Source organism: Xanthomonas sp. BRIP62415 (assembly GCF_003993515.1).
Lineage (GTDB): Bacteria > Pseudomonadota > Gammaproteobacteria > Xanthomonadales > Xanthomonadaceae > Xanthomonas > Xanthomonas euroxanthea.
Map to the genome: position 1 here is coordinate 651,061 of NZ_QEZH01000023.1, position 18,563 is coordinate 669,623.

The following is an 18,563-nucleotide window of genomic DNA, read 5'->3' on the forward strand; positions in this document are numbered from 1 at the left end:
CATGAACCCCGCTCCCAATCTCGTGATGGTCGGCCCGATGGGCGCCGGAAAAAGCTGCATCGGCCGCCGCCTGGCCGAGCGCTTCGGGCTGGAGTTCGTCGATGTGGATCAGGCCATCGTCGAGCAGGTCGGCAGCAGCATCCCGGCCATTTTCGAACAGCACGGCGAAGCGCGATTCCGGCAGCACGAGGTCCAGACCCTGCAGACGCTGCTGGAGCAGGACAACAAGCTCATTTCCACCGGCGGTGGCGCGGTACTGGACCCGCTCAACCGCCAGCGCATCCGCGCGCGTGGGTTCGTGGTGTACCTGCATGTCAGCGTGCCGGCACAGCTCACCCGGCTGGCACGCGACCGCAACCGGCCGCTGTTGCAACGCGCCGACCGCGAGCAGGTGCTGCACGCGATGGCCGCGCAGCGCACCCCGCTGTACCAGGAGGTCGCCGACCTCAGCCTGGAAACCGATCACTTCTCCCCCGCCGAGGCCACCGCGCAGCTGGTGCTGCGCCTGGCCGCGCAATGGCGCATGTCGAGTACCCCCGCATGACACTCCCCCGTTCTTCGCGCAGCGTCGATGTCGACGGCGCGCAGCCGTACACCATCACCATCGCGCCCGGCCTGCTGGCCGACGGCGCACGCCTGGCCAGCCATGTGCGCGGCCGCCACGTGCTGCTGCTCAGCGACTCGCAGGTGGCCCCGCATTACGCCGCCGGGGTGCGCGAGGCCCTGTTGCAGGCGCGCCCGGACCTGCAGCTGGGCGAGCTGGTGATCGCCGCCGGCGAAGCCTCCAAGACACTGGACAATTTCGGTGCCGCGATTGCGGCGTTGGCCGAACTGGGCGCCACCCGCGACGCCTGCGTGTTCGCGCTCGGCGGCGGCGTGGTCGGCGACCTGGCCGGGTTCGCGGCCGCCTGCTGGATGCGCGGGGTGGACTGCGTGCAACTGCCCACCAGCCTGCTGGCAATGGTGGATTCCTCGGTCGGCGGCAAGACCGCGGTGGACATCCCGCAGGGCAAGAACCTGGTCGGCGCGTTCCATCCGCCGCGCGCGGTGATCGCCGATACCGACACCTTGCACACCCTGCCCGCGCGCGAGCTGCGCGCCGGGCTGGCCGAGGTGATCAAGTACGGCGCCATCCGCGACCCGCTGTTCTTCCAGTGGCTGCATGCCGAACGCCGGGCGTTGCTGGAGGGCGATGCCGACGCCCTCGCACAGGCGATCGCACGCAGTTGCGAGCACAAGGCCGACATCGTGGCGCGCGATCCGCTGGAAAAGGGCGAGCGTGCCCTGCTCAACCTGGGCCACACCTTCGGCCATGCGATCGAGACCGAACAAGGCTACGGCGCGCCCGGCAACGACAACCTCAACCATGGCGAAGCGGTCGCGGTGGGCATGGTGCTGGCCGCGCGGCTGTCGGCTGCGCTGGGCATGAGCGATGCACAGGACACCGAGGCGCTGCGCGCCCTGCTGCGCGACTTCGACCTGCCCACCGACATTCCGGCCGGCCTGTCGCCACAGGCCCTGCTGGGGCGCATGCGGCTGGACAAGAAGAACATCGCCGGCCGCCTGCGGCTGGTGTTGTGGCGCGGCATCGGCAAGGCCGAGGTGGTGCCCGACGTCGACGAGGCAGCAGTGCTGGAGATCCTCGCGGGCTGAGGCCGGCCGGCACGCACTCAACGCTGGATGGCCGCACCCCGCTGCCGTCGACCGCCCGACCCTCAGCTCTTCGTAGGAGCGCCCCCGGGCGCGATGGGGCCTTCCCGATAAATCCCCATCGCGCCCAGGTGCGCTCCTACGCAATACCTGCCCGCCGATCACCTGCGCAGATGAGGCGGAACGTCGCCCACGCAGGAGCCTGGTGGCACGCGCGGCCCCTGCCGGCGGGTGAGGCCGGCCGGCCAGACACGGAATGCTGGACAGCCGCACCCAGCTGCCGTCGGTCGCACGATCCTTAGCTCTTCGTAGGAGCGCCCCCGGGCGCGACAGGGCCTTCCCGATAAATCCCCATCGCGCCCAGGGGCGCTCCTACGCAATGCCTGCCTGCCGATCGCCTGCACGGACCAAGCAGAGCGCCCATCCGCCACCGCGCCGCCCGCCTTTCCCCAGCGCGGCGGAGAGCCGCCACTCGACGCGCCGGCCGGCGGACATCCACCGCGCCGATTGCCACCGCTGCCCACTGGACCTTCGCACCCGGAGCAACCCGGCGCGCCCACTGCCTCCCAGCCTTCAGCACCGCCCGGCTACAATCGGCGCCATGCGCATCCACTTGCAACACGATCCTGGCGGCAACGCGCCGCTTCGCTACGTCCAGCTGACCCTGCAACCGGATCTGTTCGGCGGCTGGGAGCTGCTGCGCGAGAGCGGCGAGATCGGTGGACGCTCGCAGTTGCGACGCGACCAATACCTGCTGCAGGACGAAGCGGACCGGGCCTTCGACAAGGCGCGCGACACCCACCTCAAACGCGGCTTCCAACTCATCACCGGCGGCGCCGACGCGCCGCTTTGAGGACATCTCTCCCCATGCTCAAGAACGATCGCCTGCTGCGCGCCCTCAACCGCCAGCCCGTGGACCGCACCCCCGTTTGGCTGATGCGCCAGGCCGGCCGCTACCTGCCGGAATACCGCGCCACCCGCGCGCGCGCCGGCAGTTTCCTGGGCATGGCCAAGAACCCCGAGATCGCCTGCGAAGTGACGCTGCAACCGCTGCAACGCTTCCCGCTGGACGCGGCGATCCTGTTCTCCGACATCCTGACCATTCCCGATGCGATGGGCCTGGAGCTGTACTTCGTCGAAGGCGAAGGCCCCAAGTTCCGCCACCCGGTGCGCGATGCGGCCGCGATCCATCGGCTGGGCGTACCGGACATGGAAACCGAGCTGCGTTACGTGATGGATGCGGTGCGCCTGATCCGCAGTGAGCTCGATGGCGCGGTGCCGCTGATCGGCTTCTCCGGCAGCCCGTGGACGCTGGCCTGCTACATGATCGAAGGCGGCGGCAGCAAGGAATACGCGCGCATCAAGGCCATGGCCTTCAATGCGCCGGAGGTGCTGCATCACCTGCTCGGCACCGTCACCGATGCGGTGATCGCCTACCTGTCGGCGCAACGCGCGGCCGGCGCGCAGGCACTGCAGGTATTCGACACCTGGGGCGGCGTGCTGTCGCCGGCGATGTACCGCGAGTTTTCGCTGCCCTACCTCACCCGCATCGCGCGCGAGCTGGAACGCGGCGACGGTGCCGAGCGCACCCCGCTGGTGTTGTTCGGCAAGGGCAACGGTGCCTACGTCAGCGAGCTGGCGGCCAGCGGCGCCGAAGCGGTAGGCGTGGACTGGACCATCGCGCTGGCCGACGCCGCCCAGCGCGCCGGTGGCCGCGTCGCGCTGCAGGGCAACCTGGACCCGGCCACCCTGTACGGCTCGCCCGAGGCGATCCGCGCCGAAGTCGGCAAGACCCTGGACAGCTACGCCCAGGGCAATGGCGGCTCGCGCGAAGGCCATGTCTTCAACCTCGGCCACGGCATGTCGCCGGATATGAATCCGGAGCACGTGGGCGTGCTGGTGGACGCGGTGCAGACGCTGAGCAAGCGGTAATCCAAGGCACGGGTCGACAGCGCACCGGTGTGCTGTCGACCGCCGCTCAGCGCGCGCGCCCGGGGAGTGCACGCTGAGCGTGATGACGGGCGGTGGCTGCATCAGCAATAGATCGGCAGCACCGCCGATACTTATGGGATGCTGCCAGGCCGCCCCAGGCACGCGGCATAGTGACGAAGGCAGTCTTCAGCGATAGCAAGGCCAGCCTCCATGCCGTCACCCGCATCAAGCCTGCATCCACTCCAAACACGGCCCTCCCGCCTCGTTCCGTTGAACGTGATCTCGCCACTCCAGTGATGTGCGGCAGTGAGCGCCCTGCCGACGTCACTGCGACGTGATGCGCGCCGAGCTCAACCGCAACGCGGTCAATCATCCACGCGCGTGGGCTCCGGTTTCGCAAGGCACCGACAGCGTACCGGCTGCCCATTAACTTGCCGCAGAGAGTCGCCAAGCGGACGCGAGCTTTGCTGCCTTTGCGTCAGGAGCAGCCTGTGCTCGCCTGTTCTGCATGGTCCTTCTGTAACTGCCTTTGCGATTCACCACGACATTCCCCGCACGCCGTTCCAAAACGCGTCTTTACATCGCATACCGCTCTAAAGCGGATCGGGTTTCACGTCGATAAGCCCGGCATTGCCGTCGTTTAAACCAATTTTCCCGGACCAAGGAGATTTACTGTTTCTCCACGGTGATGCGGTGCCACTGCAACACATCTCCGGACAGGCAGGCCGCCTGCCGAACCTCGACATCGTCACATTCGCTCAAGCGCTCCACTCATTCGAGAAACAGGGAGAAAAGCATGGCATTTCCAACCGCCGTCAACGACCAGATCACCGACTCCGTCACCCAAGCCAACACCAAGGTACTGGGCGACGCCCCGGCCATCGCCATGGGCAATCTGTACCAGGCCACCGCGCAGGCGCTGGCCAATGCCGCCCACAACGCGACCAACGCACAGCAGCAGAGCTACGTCACCGCACAGTCGGCCACCACCATGGGCGTGGCCACGCTCTACTCCATCGACACCGCCACCACCGGCGTAGCCACCAAGCAGATTCTAAGCACCGGCGTGCCCGGACTCGTGTCGCGCTAACTCACATCTTTAGGAGAAGAAAATGGCATTTCCGACCGCCGTCAATAACCAGATCACCGATTCCGTTACCCAGGTCAATACCAAGGTGCTGGGCGACGCTCCCGCCATCGCCATGGGCAACCTGTATCAGGCCACCGCGCAGGCGCTGGCCAATGCCGCCCACAACGCGACCAACGCGCAGCAGCAGAGCTACGTCACTGCGCAATCGGCCACCACCATGGGCGTGGCCACCCTGTACTCGATCGACACCGCCAGTACCGGCGTGGTCACCAAGCAGATCCTGGGCGTCTGACGGCCCGGCTAACGCCAAGGACATTCGCCAATGGCATTTCCCACCGCCGTCAACGACCAGATCACCGACTCGGTCACCCAGGCCAACCTGCAGGTACTGGGAAGCTCCCCTGCCGCAGCCATGGGCAATCTGTACCAGGCCACCGCGCAGGCGCTGGCGAACGCGGCACACAACGCAACACTCGCGCAACAACAGATGTATGTCACCGCACAGGCAGCAACCACCATGGGCGTTTCGCTGCTGTATTCGCTCGATACCGGCGCCACGGGTGCCGCCACCAAGAAGATGTTCGGCTAACCGCTAACGCCGCAGCGTCTTCGTTCATTCACTACCTCAAGGAGCTATCACCATGGCCTTTCCGACCGCCGTCAACAGCCAGATCACCGATTCCGTTTCCCAGGTCAACACCAAGGTCCTCGGCGATGCGCCGGCGATTGCAATGGGCAACCTGTTCGTTGCCACCAGCCAGGCGCTGTCCAACGCCGCCCACAACGCCACCAACAATCAGCAGCAGTCCTACGTGACGATGCAGGCGTCGACGACTCAGGGCGTGTCCACGCTGTATTCGATCGATACCGCGTCCGATGGTGTCGCCACCCGGGAAATCCTCAGCGCCGGGTTGACTTAATCGGCCACCAGGCGTCGCTGCTGCCGCACGAGCGGCGCCTGGTTCGATACGCGAAGCCTTTGCAACCACCACGCAGTTCGCTGGCCGAATCGAGAAAGGACGCCTCATGCTGCAACTACGTCATATCCCTACGTCCAACACCCTGGATGTCGCCGTCAGACTGATCCGGGGCCGCACCATCGTGGCGACATTCGCGCCGCATCAAAAGGCAGTGATCAACGTCGAGTTCGACGGCATCCTGCCTGTGATTCCCGGAGCGCAGCCGTTGGTCTATCGCCAGAAGCTGGGCAACATGATCGACGTGCCGCAGGGCAATTTTGCATTCCTGGAACGCGTGCCCGATGGCGTGGCCTTGCAGTACGCGTGCAGACACAAACCACAGAACACCGTGCTGTTCTCGGCGTCGGCTGGCGTTGAACAGCGCAGGCCGTCGTTGGCCTAGGACACTGATGCCAGTGCCCCGTCATGGAGCCAAGCGCGCAGGCCGCAAACGTCGCCAGCCTGATCGGTACCGCCGCTACAGGTGCAGCGATGGCGATCGGCCAGGCGCCGGCCTTCGCGATGGGGGCGACCTATCTGGCGCTGTCGGATTCCATCGCGCTCGCAATGGAAAACGCGGTCGCCAACCAGCAGCGCGGACAGGTGCTCGCCGATGCAGCCCTTACTCAAATCCTTGCCTTAATCATCCAGAAGGGAGCGACTTCGTCATGATCGACGACAGTAGCGTGAACAGCCAGATCGTCGATGCGGTGAGCAGCATCGTGACGCTGACCACCGGTCAGGCACCGGCACAGGCGCTCGGCATGCTCGATGCCGTGATGCTGGAGACGCTGGGCATGGCAATGCACAACGCCGTCAATCGGCAGCAAGGCGCCGGCATGATCAATGCAGCAGCGATCACCGCCGCCTGCGCCAAGATGATCTCGGCACCGTTCCCGGTTCCGCCGCCACCACCGCCTGCACCACCCGGACCACCACCGACGGTCGCGCCATTGCCAGGTCCTCCCCCCGTACCGCCCCCGCCTGCAGCGCTCATCGCCGCCGCCGCGGCCGAAGCCAAGGTGGCCGTCGATGTGCTGAAGACGCAAGCACAAGGCGCCTCGGCAGATGCCGCGACCGCAACCGCCGACCTCATGGAAGTGCATGCGCTGAGCGTACCGCCGCCCCTGCCCGCCACTCCCCCCGCTTCCGGTGCCGGCCTCGATCATGCTGCCACTTCTGATGCTCCTGCTGCTGCAGCCGCAACTTCACCCGCAGCTGCAGCTACAGGCACCCCCCCTGTCGCTGCTGCATCTGCACCTGCTGCTCCTGTTGCACCTGCATCTGCATCTAGCTCTGCACCTGCACCTGCGCCGCCTGCTCAGTCATAGGGCGTCTGCAGAGATGAGGTCAGCTCCCCCTACCACCAGGCCTCATTGAAAGGCGGCCGATCATTCCATGGGAACCAAGATGGAACCGACAAAGGTCAATGCGCAGGTCATCGATGTCATCAACCAGGTGCAACTGGCGACCATGAGCCCGCAGGTCGTGCTGACCAGCGGAGCCGGCAAAGCCTACCAATCGGTGGCGCAGTCCACCGCCATTGCGGTGCAGGACGCCACCGACGCGCTACGCAACGTCTCCACGATCGCCACCACGGCCGTTGGCGTGGCGATGGCGCAGTACCTGGCCACCGGCGATGACAAGTACGTCACTGCACTCAACCAGGCGCAGGCGCTGATGCAGGGCGCCACCGACGACTTCGCCAGGATCGGTTCGGCGGCCGGCCTGGTGCTGAAGAATTTCCCCGCTGGTTAAACTCACAAGGAGTCATGCAATGTCCGTTTCGATCGCAGGCCGCCTCATCTCGATGCCGACGATGCTCTCGACGCTGGGCAGGCAGTGCCTGGCCTTCATCGATGGAGGCACCCAGTGGCTGGCATGGGCGATCCAGGCGCCCGGTGTGCGCTACGACTTTCCCGACGAGAGCAGCTTGCTCGACGAGGTGCAGCAAGGCTTGCACGGCTCGCGTCTGGCGTTGCTGCCGCAGCTTGAGCTGAGGGTCAGCCCGGTCAAGCTGATGACCTTGAGCTCGACCGACCTGGGCACGCTGGCGCAGGCCGAAGCCGGAGACACTGGCTCGGTGGTCAAGGCGCAGCTGCAGCGTATCTTCCGCGACAACGCCCTGTACACCGCAAGCGACCTGGCCGCAGGCCGCAGCCTGCTGACACAGTTGAAGGTCGATGGCGCCGGCGTGTTCCAGTCGTTGGACATGGAAGAAAGCCTGGCACTCCGCCAGCTGGCCGCCGACGCGCCGCCGGACAACGTGACGCCGGCACTGCAGCAGGAAGCGGCGGCATTTGCCATCGAGCAGGCGCGCACGCCGCTGGAATTCTGCGACTACTACCGCTTCTACCTGGCCTGCACCGCCACCATCGCCGCTGAGGACGAACGTGCGCATGCGGCGGCCTCGGCGCTGCAGACGCTGCTGCCGCAGCTGTTCACCACCCTGGATTGCCCGCAGGTCCAGGGACTGCCCTCGCCCAACGAGGTCGAACGCAGCGTTGCCGAATGGCTGGCACGCGGTCGCCAGATCGGCTTCGCGCGGCTATCGCTGGCGGCCCAGCAGATCGTCCAGCACACCCGCTACCGAGGCGACGGCGGCGACCAGGCGGCCAGCGATGCGATCCGCCTCTATTTGCAGTCTGCGCAGGCATTTCTGGCGGCCAACCGGCCCAGCCGTGGCGTGCTGGGCCAGGATGGCAGCAGCTGCGTGTTCACCATGCAGAACGACGCCCTGGCTGCACTGCTGCAGGTCAACGGCGGCATCATCTCGCTCCGCGACTTCGGTGCCGCACCTGCATCACCCACCACCTCGCAAGACACGGATGCGGAGGCCACGCAGTGAGCGCACCGCCCCCGCCTGCTGCGGCCGGCGACCAGGCCCCGCCTGCGGCCAGCGCCGCCGACGCGGCGCGTGAAGCGGTGCATGCAGGTCGCGCCGCTGCCCTGGCGGCCGCACGCCAGGGCATGGCGCAGGCCGAACACGCACTGGGCGAGAGGCTGCGCGCGCTTGCAGCGCAGCGTCCAACCGAAACCGCGCCACTCGCCGCGCCGATGCGGCCATCGCGTGCCGATGCCGTCACCCCGCTCCATTCCGCGTCCACTTCAGGAGATACCAGCATGTCCGACGATATCCAGCCCACGCCCCCAAACCAGACACCAGCCTCCACTGCGCAATCGTCAGGATCCTCGCAGATCGAAGCGGCGCTGAAAGCGGCGCAAGCCCAGATCGATCAGGCGATGGCGGCCAGCGATAGGGCAGTGCAGGCGGCGATGCAGGCCGCAACCGCCGCGACCGCCGCAGCTGGCAATGACCAGGCGATCGATAGCGCAAACCAGGCACTGCAGCAGGCCGAACAGGCCGCCACTGCGGCGGTGGCCGCCGCGCAGCAGCAGACCGAGCAGGCAATGGCGGCGACGTCGCCGGCCACTCCGAACGCCGACGACGGAATAGCCAGCTGACGGAGCGATGCGTTTCGGCGTTGCGATGAAGCCGGTCTCGCGATGAACCCGTCCGGTCCCATTGGCGCCGGTCTGCCGGCTCCCCGCCGCCACGTTGATCCAGCAGCGCAGCCCCACTTGCCGCGGCCATCTCGCCTCGGCCCAGCCAATGCCCGATCCGAAGGAATTCCGACATGACCTTCTACACAGGCTTCGATACCGATCAATTCCCCGGATTGCCCGCCCTCGACTGGCTCAAGACCCAGGCCGACCTGGCGTGGTGCGGCTACTACATGGCACCGGCGCCAAGCCATGCCGACACCGGCTGGATGGGCCAACACGACGCACTGACCGCGCAAGGCTGGGGCCTGGCGCCCGTCTACCTTGGTCAGCAGACGATCGGCCCCGGTTCGCACGACGTCACCGCCCGGCAGGGCAGCCTCGATGGTGCACAGGCCGCAGCGCTGGCACGCGCCGAAGGCTTTCCCGATGGCGCGGTGGTCTATCTCGACTGGGAAGATGGCGGCAGCCCGCCACAGGCAGCCATCGACTACATCCGTATGTGGATCGCCGCGCTGTTGGGCAATGGTTTTTCGCCCGGCCTGTACTGCTCGCACGCGCGCGCAGTGGAACTGCTGTCGCGGATCGGCCCCGGTCCCTCCCCGCGCGTCTGGGCCTGGCGGGTCTCCACGGCAGGGCGTCACCTCTACGCCGGCGACATCCGGCACGTCCAGCCCTCCGATCCGGCCGGCTGCGGCTATTCCCAGGCCATGCTCTGGCAATACGAACAGGATGCGGTGCTGTCGCTTCCCGGCACGCCGTGCGATGGCTTGGAACTCGACCTCAGCTACTCGAATCTTCCCGATCCAAGCGTGCAGTGACTGCGCACGCTCGTCCGCTTGTTGAAGAAGCGCCAGCACCGAAGATTTCCAGCAATCGCACTAAAAAATTCCGCACCACCGTCCGGCTGCTCACCGAACTGATACGCAACGCCGGGAACTATCCCAAATCCGCTCTGCGGCCATCAAGACAGTGGCGCACGTGGTGTAACGCGTCGCAAAGCTCGATATCACTGAAGACCAACTTGTCGCAAATTGGCCGACATTGAGCCAGGAAATACTTTACATACCCTTGTTTCAATAGCCTTTAAAAAAAGGCACCCGTTTATCCAAGTTGACAGAACATAATTAAACTTCATCACTCGTCATTTTCCCGGACCAGAAAAAAAGCACACTCGGGATTATCTCAAACCCACCACCCTCATCACCAAAGAGGTAATTGGCAATGAGCAAGAGAGAGGCAAAACTGTTGACGGACTATGGCCGCTATTGGTGGATCAACGTATGGGGAGGTGCCGACGAAATAAAAAGAAACCAATATCGACAGGAATTGATAGAGCATGTCAACACTCAGTTAGACCCGATAGGGTTCACGCTTGGTCGAGGGTGGCAAGATTACGACCCCGTGATCAGAGTAAAGGGACGCAAGCCATCCAGTTATGTAGCCATCGCGGATTGGGCCTGGGGGCAGCCAAGTCAGGGCAGAGATCTTGCTAGGCAATTTCTTTTATGGGCTATTGGGGATGACATCCTTTTGACGGATCTCCCTCAGCAACTGCTTGAGTTGGCAATCATCACCCATCTGGCAGAATCCGGTAGAGGCTATCACCTGTCAAATACTGAAGATCTGTATCCACTGATGAAAGATATCGCAAATGGGAGAAGAACATGGGGCGACATCAAGGATTATCCGCCGGCCTTGACATATAAGGAGGATGCGGCCGATTGGCTCCCGGACCAGAAAAGCTGAGAAAAAATACCCAGGTGCCAGAGTTATTTCTTGCTGCCGGTAGCCACTGCAGTCTCAAAAGCTTGCGCATCGCGAGCAAATCCGCCCCTTTGCGTTGGTCCACGCTGGACACGACTGCGTGAACTTATCGACAAGCCCAAAGGCGTCACGAGGCCGCCCATCTTGCCTCGCAGCATTGAAGGACATGCCTCATGACTACCACAGTGAAAGAAGTGCCTGGCTTCAACACCGTCGCGACCGGCAACAATATACAGGTCCAGCCAGGTAACTCTACACAGTATCTCGTCGCGCAAATCACGCCTTATCCCAATGACGATCTGATCGTCGGCAACACCTATAACATCTCAGACCCGAATCATGCGGCCGGGATTGTCGTAGAGCTGGTAGGCGCGCCGGGCGGTGGAATGCAAACTGCCACCTTCCAGCAGCAAACTTGAAAGTTGCACGTGGATGCTCGTGCCAGCGAAGGGCATGAGCCCATCGGATTTATCGCAATAGAACTTCGTGCTGGGCCATCCGCAAGGGGCCCGGCACGAAGCGCTAAGAACCCGACTACTCGGGTCAGTCGATCCCACCGGTTGTGCCGGCGTTACGGAACACACGCGGGCTCACCCCAACCAGCCGTCGGAAGCTCTTTTCGAAATGGCTCAGGTCACCGAAACCGACCTTCAGCGCCACTTCGGTGATGCGCAGCTTACGCTGCTGATGCAAAAGCTCCTTGGCCTTTTCGATCCGTAGCTGCTGCAACATCGGTTTGAACGGGGTGCCGAGTTCGTCGCGGAACAGAAAGCCCAGATGCGACTGGCTGACGTGCGCCTGCCGGGCCAGATCGCCCAGGGTCAGCGGCTCGGCATAGTGCTCGCCCAGATGCACCAGGGCGCGCCGCAGCGCGTCGTGCAGGCTGGCGAGTCGCTGGCCGGGGCGATGCGGAAGGCCGGCGATCCAGTCGACCGGCGTTTCCGGCTGCGTAGGCTCAGCCGGAAGATCGGCCGGTTGCGACATCGTCGCGCATGCATCGTGCTGCGCTCCCTGCACCCGGCCTTCCAACAGACGCGGTGCGTGGCGCTGGATGTCGGCGCTGCCGACCGGCCTGCAGGCGGTCATGACCGCCAGACGTAGCGCCACCCGCTCCAGCTCCTGGAGGTTTTCCGGCCAAGGGTAGTAAATCAGGGCGTCCATCAGCACTTCGGTGACCACCTGGCCGTGATCCAGGCCATGCCGATCCAGCACGTGCTCGACGTGAAAGCCGATATCTGTCCGTCGCTTGCGCAACGGGGTAAGTTCGATCGACAGGACATCCAGTTGCGACAGCAGCGCCCGCGAGAAGCGTCCGGCACGTACGCGGCGCGACAGATCAGCGGTCGTGGAGGCGACCACGCGTGGCGAGTCCTCGCCGTCCACGGCGGACCATGGCCCGCCGAGGCCACAAAGCTGCCCGGCCAACTGGCGCTGTAGCGCGTCGTCGAGCTCGTCCACGCTCTGCAGGAACAGCGTTCCCCCGGCCCCGCGCTTGAACCATGCTGCCGGTGCGTCGCCGGGAGCGGCGCAGTCGATCGCAACGAACGGCTCCTCCCGCCAGGGTGCAGCTGCATGCAGCAAAACGGCCACCTCTTCCTTCTCGGTTCCGAACTCGCCGCGCACGATGACCGGCAAGCGACTGTATGCGGCGTGCTCGACAAATTCGTCGATCGTCAAGACCTCTTCGCTCACGCCCACGATCGACAGGGCGCGACCAAACCGGTCTTGCGCGAACGCCCGCGCGGCATCGCGCTTGATCAGGTACGCACAATACTTTGCGATCTGCTGACACAGCGTCATCGCCTCCGGGGTCATTCGTTCTTGAGCCGGCGTGACATTCAGTGTGCCGAGCACTTGCCGGCCGTGCTGGACGGGAAAACACTGCGTGGGCGGGGGCTGGGTTTCTGCCAGAACCGGACCCGGTGGACCGTGATGCTCCACCGCGACAAACTTACATACCGCGCCGTTCGTGATCGCGCTCTGCGACAGTTGTGCAGCGATCTTTCCCAACATTTTTTCCAAGGGATCGCCTGGGAAATAGGCGCGCTGCACTACATCAAAGACTTGCTTTTCCATGGATGCTTTCGACCTGATCTACTGGCGCGCTCGGAAGGCGGCCAGACCCAAGTCGCGCCATCCCTGACCAGACCGTCGGCAAAGCTCCAAGCGTGCATTCCGCTTTTTCTACGAACGCTCCCCTCGCCCGCCCTCGGTCGATCCACCCTGATGTGAGACAACGCTCGCTTGCGGTGACTGGACGGTGGCAGGCGCAAAACGATTCGCCAGCAAAACAACCGCTTGGTGCAAGCCAGATCTGGCATTAGCACGCCGCCACAGCCCGTTCCCGACGATTCGTAGCATCGGGCTTGTCCGCAATTGGATTGGGTGCGGCGCGTCTCACTCGTTGCCGCTACGGCGATGCGACGCTGCGACGGGCTCAAGCAATGGCGTCGTATATAGTGTTGCGACGTTCTGCACGCGCGCGCAGGGATAATGCGCTGTCTTCCCGATGGCGATGCTCATGTCCCAGCCCGTGCCCACCTTGCGCGCCTACGACACCATCAAGCCGCTGCTGTGGCTGGTGTCGCTGGCGATCTTCATGCAGATGCTGGATGCGACCATCGTCAATACGGCGTTGCCGTCGATGGCGCGCAGCCTGCACGAAAGCCCGCTGCAGATGCAGTCGGTGGTCTTCAGCTATGCGTTGGCGGTGGCGATGTTCATCCCCGCCTCGGGCTGGATTGCCGACCGCTTCGGCACGCGGCGCACCTTCCTGGCGGCGATCATCGTGTTCACGCTGGGCTCGCTGCTGTGCGCAGCCGCGCAACAGCTGCCGCAACTGGTGGCCGCGCGCGTGGTGCAAGGCATCGGTGGGGCGATGCTGCTGCCGGTGGGCCGGCTGGCAGTGCTCAAGACCGTGGCGCGCGCCGACTTCCTGCGCGCAATGAGCTTCATCGCGATCCCGGCGCTGATCGGACCGCTGATCGGCCCCACCTTGGGTGGCTACCTGGTCGAAGTCGCCTCCTGGCATTGGGTGTTCCTGATCAACCTGCCGATTGGCGTGATCGGTTTCATTGCCGCGCTGAAGATCATGCCCGACCACTACGGCGATGCGCGCCAGCGCTTCGATCTGATCGGCTATCTGATGCTGGCGTTCGGCATGGTGGCACTGTCGTTGGCGTTGGACGGCATCTCCGAACTCGGCCTGCGCCACGCCTTCGTCATGCTGCTGGCAATCGGCGGACTTGCTGCGCTAGCCGGTTACTGGCTGCATGCGGCCAGTACGCCGGCGGCATTGTTTCCGCTGGCCTTGTTCAAGGTGGCCAGCTATCGCATCGGCATCCTGGGCAACCTGTTCGCGCGGGTGGGCAGTGGCTCGATGCCGTTCCTGATTCCGCTGCTGCTGCAGGTTGGCCTGGGCATGAGCCCGATGAATGCCGGGCTGATGATGGTGCCGGTAGCGCTGGCCGGAATGGCCGCCAAGCGGGCCGCCGTGAAGCTGGTCGGCCGCTTCGGCTACCGCCGCGTGTTGATGCTCAATACCGTGCTGGTGGGCCTGGCGATGGCCAGTTTCGCCTTGGTCGATGTCGGCCAGCCGCTATGGCTGCGGCTGCTGCAGCTGGCCTGCTTTGGCGCGGTGAACTCGCTGCAGTTCACCGTCATGAATACCGTCACCCTGCGCGACCTGGATCGCGAGCAGGCCAGCCCCGGCAACAGCTTGTTGTCGATGGTGATGATGCTGGCCACCGGTTTCGGCGCGGCGGCAGCGGGCAGCCTGCTGGCCGCCTTCAACACGCATCTGGGCGACAGCCACGGCGCCACGGCGGCGCTGCATGCGACCTTCCTGTGCGTCGGCGGCATCACCTTGTCCTCGACGCTGATCTTCTGGCAACTGGCCGAGACGCGGCCGCATCCCAGGCAGGTGGAGGAAGTTGCCGAATAGCGATGGCTGGGCGACATCGCCTAGCGCGGCGCGGGTCAATGGCGTATGCGATCCCGGCCGCGGTACATGGCGCTATATCTGATCACGCGGGCGTTCGCGCTGCAGCGCCTCGGCAATGGTGTCGGCCAGCATGTCGCCGGTCAGCGGCTTGCGCAGGAAACTGTCGAAGCCGGCGTCCTGCGCGGTGGGCTCGGCCTCTTCGTCCGAGCGTGCGGTCACCGCGATCAACGGCATGTCGTAACCGAACACGCGCAGCTGCCGCGCCAGCGCAAAGCCGTCCAGCCCGGGAAGATCCAGGTCCAGCAAGGCCAGGTCGAAGGGGTTGTCGGCCGCTTCGGTCAGCGCGGCCAGCCCGTGCGGTGCATGCACCACCGAGTGCCCCTGCGAACGCAGCAGGCCGACGATGACCTCGGCGATGGTGGGGTCGTCTTCGACCAGCAGGATGCGCTGCGGGGCGACTGCGCCTCCGGTGCGTGCCACCTCGCCGCCAAGCGTGGCGTTGGAGGCGACCCAGCGCAGCGGCAGATCGACCACGAAGCGCGTGCCGGCGCCCAACCGGCTGATCACCTCGATATGCCCGCCCATCGCCATCGCCAGTTCCTGGCAGATGGCCAGGCCCAGACCGCTGCCGCCGTAGCGCGAGGTGGTCTTGGCGCCGTCGCCTTGTTCGAAGCGCTGGAACAGGCGTGCTTTCTGATCGGCGTTGATGCCCGGCCCGGTATCGGCCACCTCGAAACGCAGCCCCTGGTACGACCCCAGCGTGGTCAGCTTGAGCCCCACCACCCCGCGCTCGGTGAACTTGATCGCATTGCTGAGCAGGTTGAGCAGGATCTGGCGGATGCGGGTGACATCGCCGCTGGCGGTGATGTCGCCAAGCAGCCCCACTTCCAGGCTGAAACGCAGGCCGCGTTCCTGCGCCAGCGGCGCCATCAAGCCCTCCACCTCGGCAACCAGCTGGCGTACCGAGAAGGGCTCCAGGTCCAGTTCCAGGCGTCCGGATTCGATCCGCGCCAGGTCCAGCGCATCGTTGACCAGGCGCAGCAGATGCGCGCCGGCGCGGCGGATCGATTCGGTATAGCTGCGCTGCTTGTTGTCCAGCGAGGTCTTGAGCAACAGCTCGCTCATGCCCAGCACACCGGTCATCGGCGTACGCACCTCATGGCCGAGCGTGGCCAGGAAACGCGTCTTGGCCAACGACGCCTGCTCGGCCAGTTCCTGCTTGTGCACCGCCAGTTGCCAGGCATTCAAGCGCCGCAGGCGGCGGCGATACAACAGCACCGCCGCGGCAACGATGCACAGGGCGAGCACGCCCAGCAGGACCAGCCCCCACGGCGCCAGCCACCACGGCGGCAATACCTGGAAGCGCAGCGTCTGGCTGGCCGACCAGATTCCATCGGCGGTGCGGCCCTGCACTTCCAGCGTGTAATGCCCTGCGGGCAGTCGCGAAAACAGCCGTTCGCCACTGGGTCCGACATCGATCCAGTCCGGGTCGTAGCCACTCAGGCGGAAGCGGTAACTGTTGGACTCCGAATCGGCCAGACTGAGCAGGCGCGCGACGATGTGCAGGTCGCGATCGTCGTCCTGCATCGTCAGCGGCTCTTGCCCGGTGATATCCAGGCCACGCTCCCCGCGCCGCAAGCCCACGCGTTCGATGATCAACGGCGGCCGGCGTGTGCTGGGGCGCATCGTGGCCGGATCGAACACCACCACGCCGTCGGGCGATGCAGCCACGACCCGCCCGCTGCCGGCCTGCACCAGGGTATTGATCTGCAGCTGCTGGTTGGGGAGCCCGTCGTGCACCCCATACACACGCACCAGTCGGCTGCCGGGATCGATCCGGATCAGGCCGCGCTGGCTGGACACCCAGGCCACGCCCCTGGCGTCGACCACCAGGCCATTGGGCGCCACCATCGGAAACTCCTGCTCTTTTCCGACCGTATCCAGGTGCTTGAGCCGCTTTCCGTCCCACAGATAGCGCCGGATCTCGCCAGCCAACCCGGTCCAGACCACGCCGCCCTCTCCAAGCCGAAACAGGTACGTCGGCAGGGACGGCGTGCCGTCGACGGGGACGAAGCGGTCGGCAGCGGGGTCCCAGCGCCGTAGACCGGCGTTATTGCTCAGCCATATCTGACCATCGGGGCCAAGCCGTATGTCCAGGATGGTCAATGGCTCCAGTCCATGGCTGCCATGGACGATGGTCCGCAGCAGTTGCCCCTCCTGGTTGCGGATCTGCAGGCCGTATTCCAGCACCGTCACCCACAGCCGGCCCTGCGCGTCCTCTGCCATCCAGCCCGGTCGGTCCGCGGCACCGTCGGGATCGGGCTCGACATCCTCGCGCAACTGCCAGCGTCTGGCCTGCCGGGTCTGCGGGTCATAGCGAATCAATGTTCCTTCGACGGCGATCCAGACCAAGCCGCGCCGGCTTTCGAGCATGGAGTCGGGCGGACGGGCGTCGATGTTGGCCAGGTGGGTCTGCAGTTGGCCGGTCACCGTATCGAGATATTCCAGCACGTGCCGTGAGCCGGCCAGCCAGACGCCGCCCGCAGCCGACGGCGCCGTCGCCAGCACGGACGGGTTGGTCAGCGACTGTGGATCGCCGCCGTGGGAGGCCACGACCGCAAAAGTGTCCCAATGCGGCGGCAGGTGCCACAGGCCGCCTTCGAGCGCTGCAAACCACAGCCCGCCCTCCCGATCCTCGTAGGCCGCAATCCAGTTCCGCCGGACCAGGCCGTGCGCCGACAGGCTGTAGACCGGCACGCTGCTGATGTCGGTTCCTGCAGTGGACAGGCCCAGGCCGCCGTCGGTGTCCAGCCAATAGCGCCCGTTGCGATCATGCAGCAGCACACCCATGACCCGCCGCTTGCTCACCGCCTTCTGCCACGGCTGGGGCCGCGCCTGGCCATTGGCGTCCACACCAAACGCATCGCCGACGACATCCGATACCCACAAGGTGCCGCCATTGCGTTCCATGTACAGCCGATTGACCGCCTGCGTGGTTCCAGGCAGCGGCACCCGCTGGAAGTGCGCGCCGTCCCAGCGAGCCAGCCCGCCATGGGTGCCGATCCACAACGTTCCGTCAGGCGCGACCGCGAACCCGATCACGCTGTCGGACGGCAGGCTGGTCGGGTCGCCTGGCACGTTGGAAAATCGCTGCATGCTGCCGTCGGGACGCCGCCGATACAGCCCGTGGGCGGCCGTGCCAAGCCAGACATCGCCGTTTGGCGTGTGGGCCAGCGCCCACACCGTGATCTCGCGCAGCTCCGGAAACTGCGGGCTCTCCAGCCGCCTGAACGCGCGTGTCTTGGGCTCCAGAAAACCGGCACCGCCGTTCTCGAAACCCATCCACACCCGATTGTCGCGATCGACGCAGATGGTCCAGATCGCGTTGCTGGTCAGCCCTTCTTCCATCCGCCAGATGCGGTAGTTGCGTCCATCGAATCTGGCCAATCCGTCATCGCTGGCGATCCAGAGATAGCCCTGCTGGTCTTCGGCAAGCTCGCTGACGGTGTCCGAGGGCAGCCCGTCGGCAACCGTGATCTGGCTGGGGACCGGCGTCAGCAGCGCGCGCGAGCTCGCCCATGCAGGCTGCAGCGTGGCGCACAGACACAGCGACGCTGCCGCGATCAACCAATAGGAAAAACACAAAAAAAGGCGCACTGGACAGGTTTCACGACAAGTCGCCGCATAGTGCGGGCCACGCGCGGTGCGAGCAAGCCCG

General features: G+C 65.4%; 20 protein-coding genes. 18 read left to right on the forward strand and 2 right to left on the reverse strand.

The window, feature by feature from the left end; all coding sequences use genetic code 11:
* Window position 1 precedes the first annotated feature (1 nt).
* From EO141_RS10605 to EO141_RS10685, 17 genes are all read left to right on the forward strand, one after another.
* A complete protein-coding gene (locus EO141_RS10605) occupies window positions 2-544 on the forward strand; it encodes a shikimate kinase (protein WP_047129095.1) in 543 nt (180 codons plus the stop codon).
* Complete coding sequence (aroB, locus tag EO141_RS10610) at window positions 541-1,653, forward strand: 3-dehydroquinate synthase (protein WP_127169149.1); 1,113 nt, start codon at window positions 541-543, stop codon at window positions 1,651-1,653. The genes EO141_RS10605 and aroB overlap by 4 nt, the downstream gene beginning before the upstream one ends.
* A gap of 598 nt (window positions 1,654-2,251) precedes the next feature.
* On the forward strand, window positions 2,252-2,503 hold the full coding sequence (locus tag EO141_RS10615; protein ID WP_104533988.1) for a WGR domain-containing protein: 252 nt from the start codon (window positions 2,252-2,254) through the stop codon (window positions 2,501-2,503).
* Between the two features lie 14 nt (window positions 2,504-2,517).
* The gene (gene hemE, locus EO141_RS10620; protein WP_127169150.1) at window positions 2,518-3,582 is read left to right on the forward strand and encodes a uroporphyrinogen decarboxylase; all 1,065 of its coding nucleotides are present in this window, start codon (window positions 2,518-2,520) and stop codon (window positions 3,580-3,582) included.
* 796 nt (window positions 3,583-4,378) lie between these two features.
* Entirely contained in the window at window positions 4,379-4,672 is a 294-nt protein-coding gene (locus tag EO141_RS10625; protein ID WP_011051975.1) for a RebB family R body protein, read from the forward strand.
* 22 nt (window positions 4,673-4,694) lie between these two features.
* On the forward strand, window positions 4,695-4,964 hold the full coding sequence (locus EO141_RS10630; RefSeq protein WP_011051976.1) for a RebB family R body protein: 270 nt from the start codon (window positions 4,695-4,697) through the stop codon (window positions 4,962-4,964).
* Window positions 4,965-4,994: 30 nt separating this feature from the next.
* A complete protein-coding gene (locus EO141_RS10635; RefSeq protein WP_011051977.1) occupies window positions 4,995-5,261 on the forward strand; it encodes a RebB family R body protein in 267 nt (88 codons plus the stop codon).
* Window positions 5,262-5,313: 52 nt separating this feature from the next.
* Window positions 5,314-5,592 (forward strand): RebB family R body protein, encoded by a 279-nt coding sequence (locus tag EO141_RS10640; RefSeq protein ID WP_011051978.1) that lies wholly within the window; start codon window positions 5,314-5,316, stop codon window positions 5,590-5,592.
* A gap of 106 nt (window positions 5,593-5,698) precedes the next feature.
* On the forward strand, window positions 5,699-6,034 hold the full coding sequence (locus tag EO141_RS10645; RefSeq protein WP_127169151.1) for a hypothetical protein: 336 nt from the start codon (window positions 5,699-5,701) through the stop codon (window positions 6,032-6,034).
* Between the two features lie 23 nt (window positions 6,035-6,057).
* A complete protein-coding gene (locus tag EO141_RS10650; protein ID WP_104583019.1) occupies window positions 6,058-6,303 on the forward strand; it encodes a RebB family R body protein in 246 nt (81 codons plus the stop codon).
* Window positions 6,300-6,962, forward strand: coding sequence for a RebB family R body protein (locus tag EO141_RS10655; protein ID WP_115677673.1), 663 nt, complete (start codon window positions 6,300-6,302; stop codon window positions 6,960-6,962). The genes EO141_RS10650 and EO141_RS10655 overlap by 4 nt, the downstream gene beginning before the upstream one ends.
* A gap of 79 nt (window positions 6,963-7,041) precedes the next feature.
* Complete coding sequence (locus EO141_RS10660; RefSeq protein ID WP_011051981.1) at window positions 7,042-7,389, forward strand: hypothetical protein; 348 nt, start codon at window positions 7,042-7,044, stop codon at window positions 7,387-7,389.
* Between the two features lie 19 nt (window positions 7,390-7,408).
* A complete protein-coding gene (locus EO141_RS10665) occupies window positions 7,409-8,479 on the forward strand; it encodes a hypothetical protein (RefSeq protein WP_127169152.1) in 1,071 nt (356 codons plus the stop codon).
* Window positions 8,476-9,096 carry a hypothetical protein gene (locus EO141_RS10670; RefSeq protein WP_127169153.1) on the forward strand — a complete coding sequence of 207 codons (621 nt, stop codon included), beginning with the start codon at window positions 8,476-8,478 and terminating at the stop codon, window positions 9,094-9,096. The genes EO141_RS10665 and EO141_RS10670 overlap by 4 nt, the downstream gene beginning before the upstream one ends.
* Window positions 9,097-9,269: 173 nt before the next feature.
* Complete coding sequence (locus EO141_RS10675; RefSeq protein ID WP_127169154.1) at window positions 9,270-9,956, forward strand: glycoside hydrolase domain-containing protein; 687 nt, start codon at window positions 9,270-9,272, stop codon at window positions 9,954-9,956.
* Between the two features lie 403 nt (window positions 9,957-10,359).
* Window positions 10,360-10,884: a hypothetical protein gene (locus EO141_RS10680; RefSeq protein WP_127169155.1), complete on the forward strand. Its 525-nt coding sequence runs from the start codon at window positions 10,360-10,362 to the stop codon at window positions 10,882-10,884.
* Window positions 10,885-11,075: 191 nt separating this feature from the next.
* Window positions 11,076-11,321 (forward strand): hypothetical protein, encoded by a 246-nt coding sequence (locus EO141_RS10685; protein WP_127169156.1) that lies wholly within the window; start codon window positions 11,076-11,078, stop codon window positions 11,319-11,321.
* Window positions 11,322-11,445: 124 nt separating this feature from the next.
* On the opposite strand, the gene EO141_RS10690 is transcribed toward EO141_RS10685, so the two are convergent.
* Window positions 11,446-12,978 (reverse strand): AraC family transcriptional regulator, encoded by a 1,533-nt coding sequence (locus tag EO141_RS10690; RefSeq protein WP_127169157.1) that lies wholly within the window; start codon window positions 12,976-12,978, stop codon window positions 11,446-11,448.
* Window positions 12,979-13,423: 445 nt separating this feature from the next.
* On the opposite strand from EO141_RS10690, the gene mdtD reads away from it, so the two are divergent.
* On the forward strand, window positions 13,424-14,845 hold the full coding sequence (gene mdtD, locus EO141_RS10695; RefSeq protein WP_104583133.1) for a multidrug transporter subunit MdtD: 1,422 nt from the start codon (window positions 13,424-13,426) through the stop codon (window positions 14,843-14,845).
* Between the two features lie 72 nt (window positions 14,846-14,917).
* Here the strand turns inward: mdtD and EO141_RS10700 are convergent, their stop codons facing one another.
* Complete coding sequence (locus tag EO141_RS10700; RefSeq protein WP_127169158.1) at window positions 14,918-18,502, reverse strand: ATP-binding protein; 3,585 nt, start codon at window positions 18,500-18,502, stop codon at window positions 14,918-14,920.
* Window positions 18,503-18,563 lie beyond the last annotated feature (61 nt).

Bases quoted from the DNA above. Each gene is read 5' to 3' on its own strand.
- EO141_RS10650 (WP_104583019.1), top strand. From the start codon at position 6,058: ATGGAGCCAAGCGCGCAGGCCGCAAACGTCGCCAGCCTGATCGGTACC.
- EO141_RS10625 (WP_011051975.1), top strand. From the start codon at position 4,379: ATGGCATTTCCAACCGCCGTCAACGACCAGATCACCGACTCCGTCACC.
- EO141_RS10615 (WP_104533988.1), top strand. From the start codon at position 2,252: ATGCGCATCCACTTGCAACACGATCCTGGCGGCAACGCGCCGCTTCGC.
- EO141_RS10645 (WP_127169151.1), top strand. From the start codon at position 5,699: ATGCTGCAACTACGTCATATCCCTACGTCCAACACCCTGGATGTCGCC.
- EO141_RS10675 (WP_127169154.1), top strand. From the start codon at position 9,270: ATGACCTTCTACACAGGCTTCGATACCGATCAATTCCCCGGATTGCCC.
- EO141_RS10690 (WP_127169157.1), bottom strand. From the start codon at position 12,978: ATGGAAAAGCAAGTCTTTGATGTAGTGCAGCGCGCCTATTTCCCAGGC.
- EO141_RS10655 (WP_115677673.1), top strand. From the start codon at position 6,300: ATGATCGACGACAGTAGCGTGAACAGCCAGATCGTCGATGCGGTGAGC.
- aroB (WP_127169149.1), top strand. From the start codon at position 541: ATGACACTCCCCCGTTCTTCGCGCAGCGTCGATGTCGACGGCGCGCAG.
- EO141_RS10665 (WP_127169152.1), top strand. From the start codon at position 7,409: ATGTCCGTTTCGATCGCAGGCCGCCTCATCTCGATGCCGACGATGCTC.
- EO141_RS10630 (WP_011051976.1), top strand. From the start codon at position 4,695: ATGGCATTTCCGACCGCCGTCAATAACCAGATCACCGATTCCGTTACC.
- EO141_RS10660 (WP_011051981.1), top strand. From the start codon at position 7,042: ATGGAACCGACAAAGGTCAATGCGCAGGTCATCGATGTCATCAACCAG.
- EO141_RS10685 (WP_127169156.1), top strand. From the start codon at position 11,076: ATGACTACCACAGTGAAAGAAGTGCCTGGCTTCAACACCGTCGCGACC.
- EO141_RS10635 (WP_011051977.1), top strand. From the start codon at position 4,995: ATGGCATTTCCCACCGCCGTCAACGACCAGATCACCGACTCGGTCACC.
- EO141_RS10640 (WP_011051978.1), top strand. From the start codon at position 5,314: ATGGCCTTTCCGACCGCCGTCAACAGCCAGATCACCGATTCCGTTTCC.
- EO141_RS10605 (WP_047129095.1), top strand. From the start codon at position 2: ATGAACCCCGCTCCCAATCTCGTGATGGTCGGCCCGATGGGCGCCGGA.
- EO141_RS10680 (WP_127169155.1), top strand. From the start codon at position 10,360: ATGAGCAAGAGAGAGGCAAAACTGTTGACGGACTATGGCCGCTATTGG.
- mdtD (WP_104583133.1), top strand. From the start codon at position 13,424: ATGTCCCAGCCCGTGCCCACCTTGCGCGCCTACGACACCATCAAGCCG.
- hemE (WP_127169150.1), top strand. From the start codon at position 2,518: ATGCTCAAGAACGATCGCCTGCTGCGCGCCCTCAACCGCCAGCCCGTG.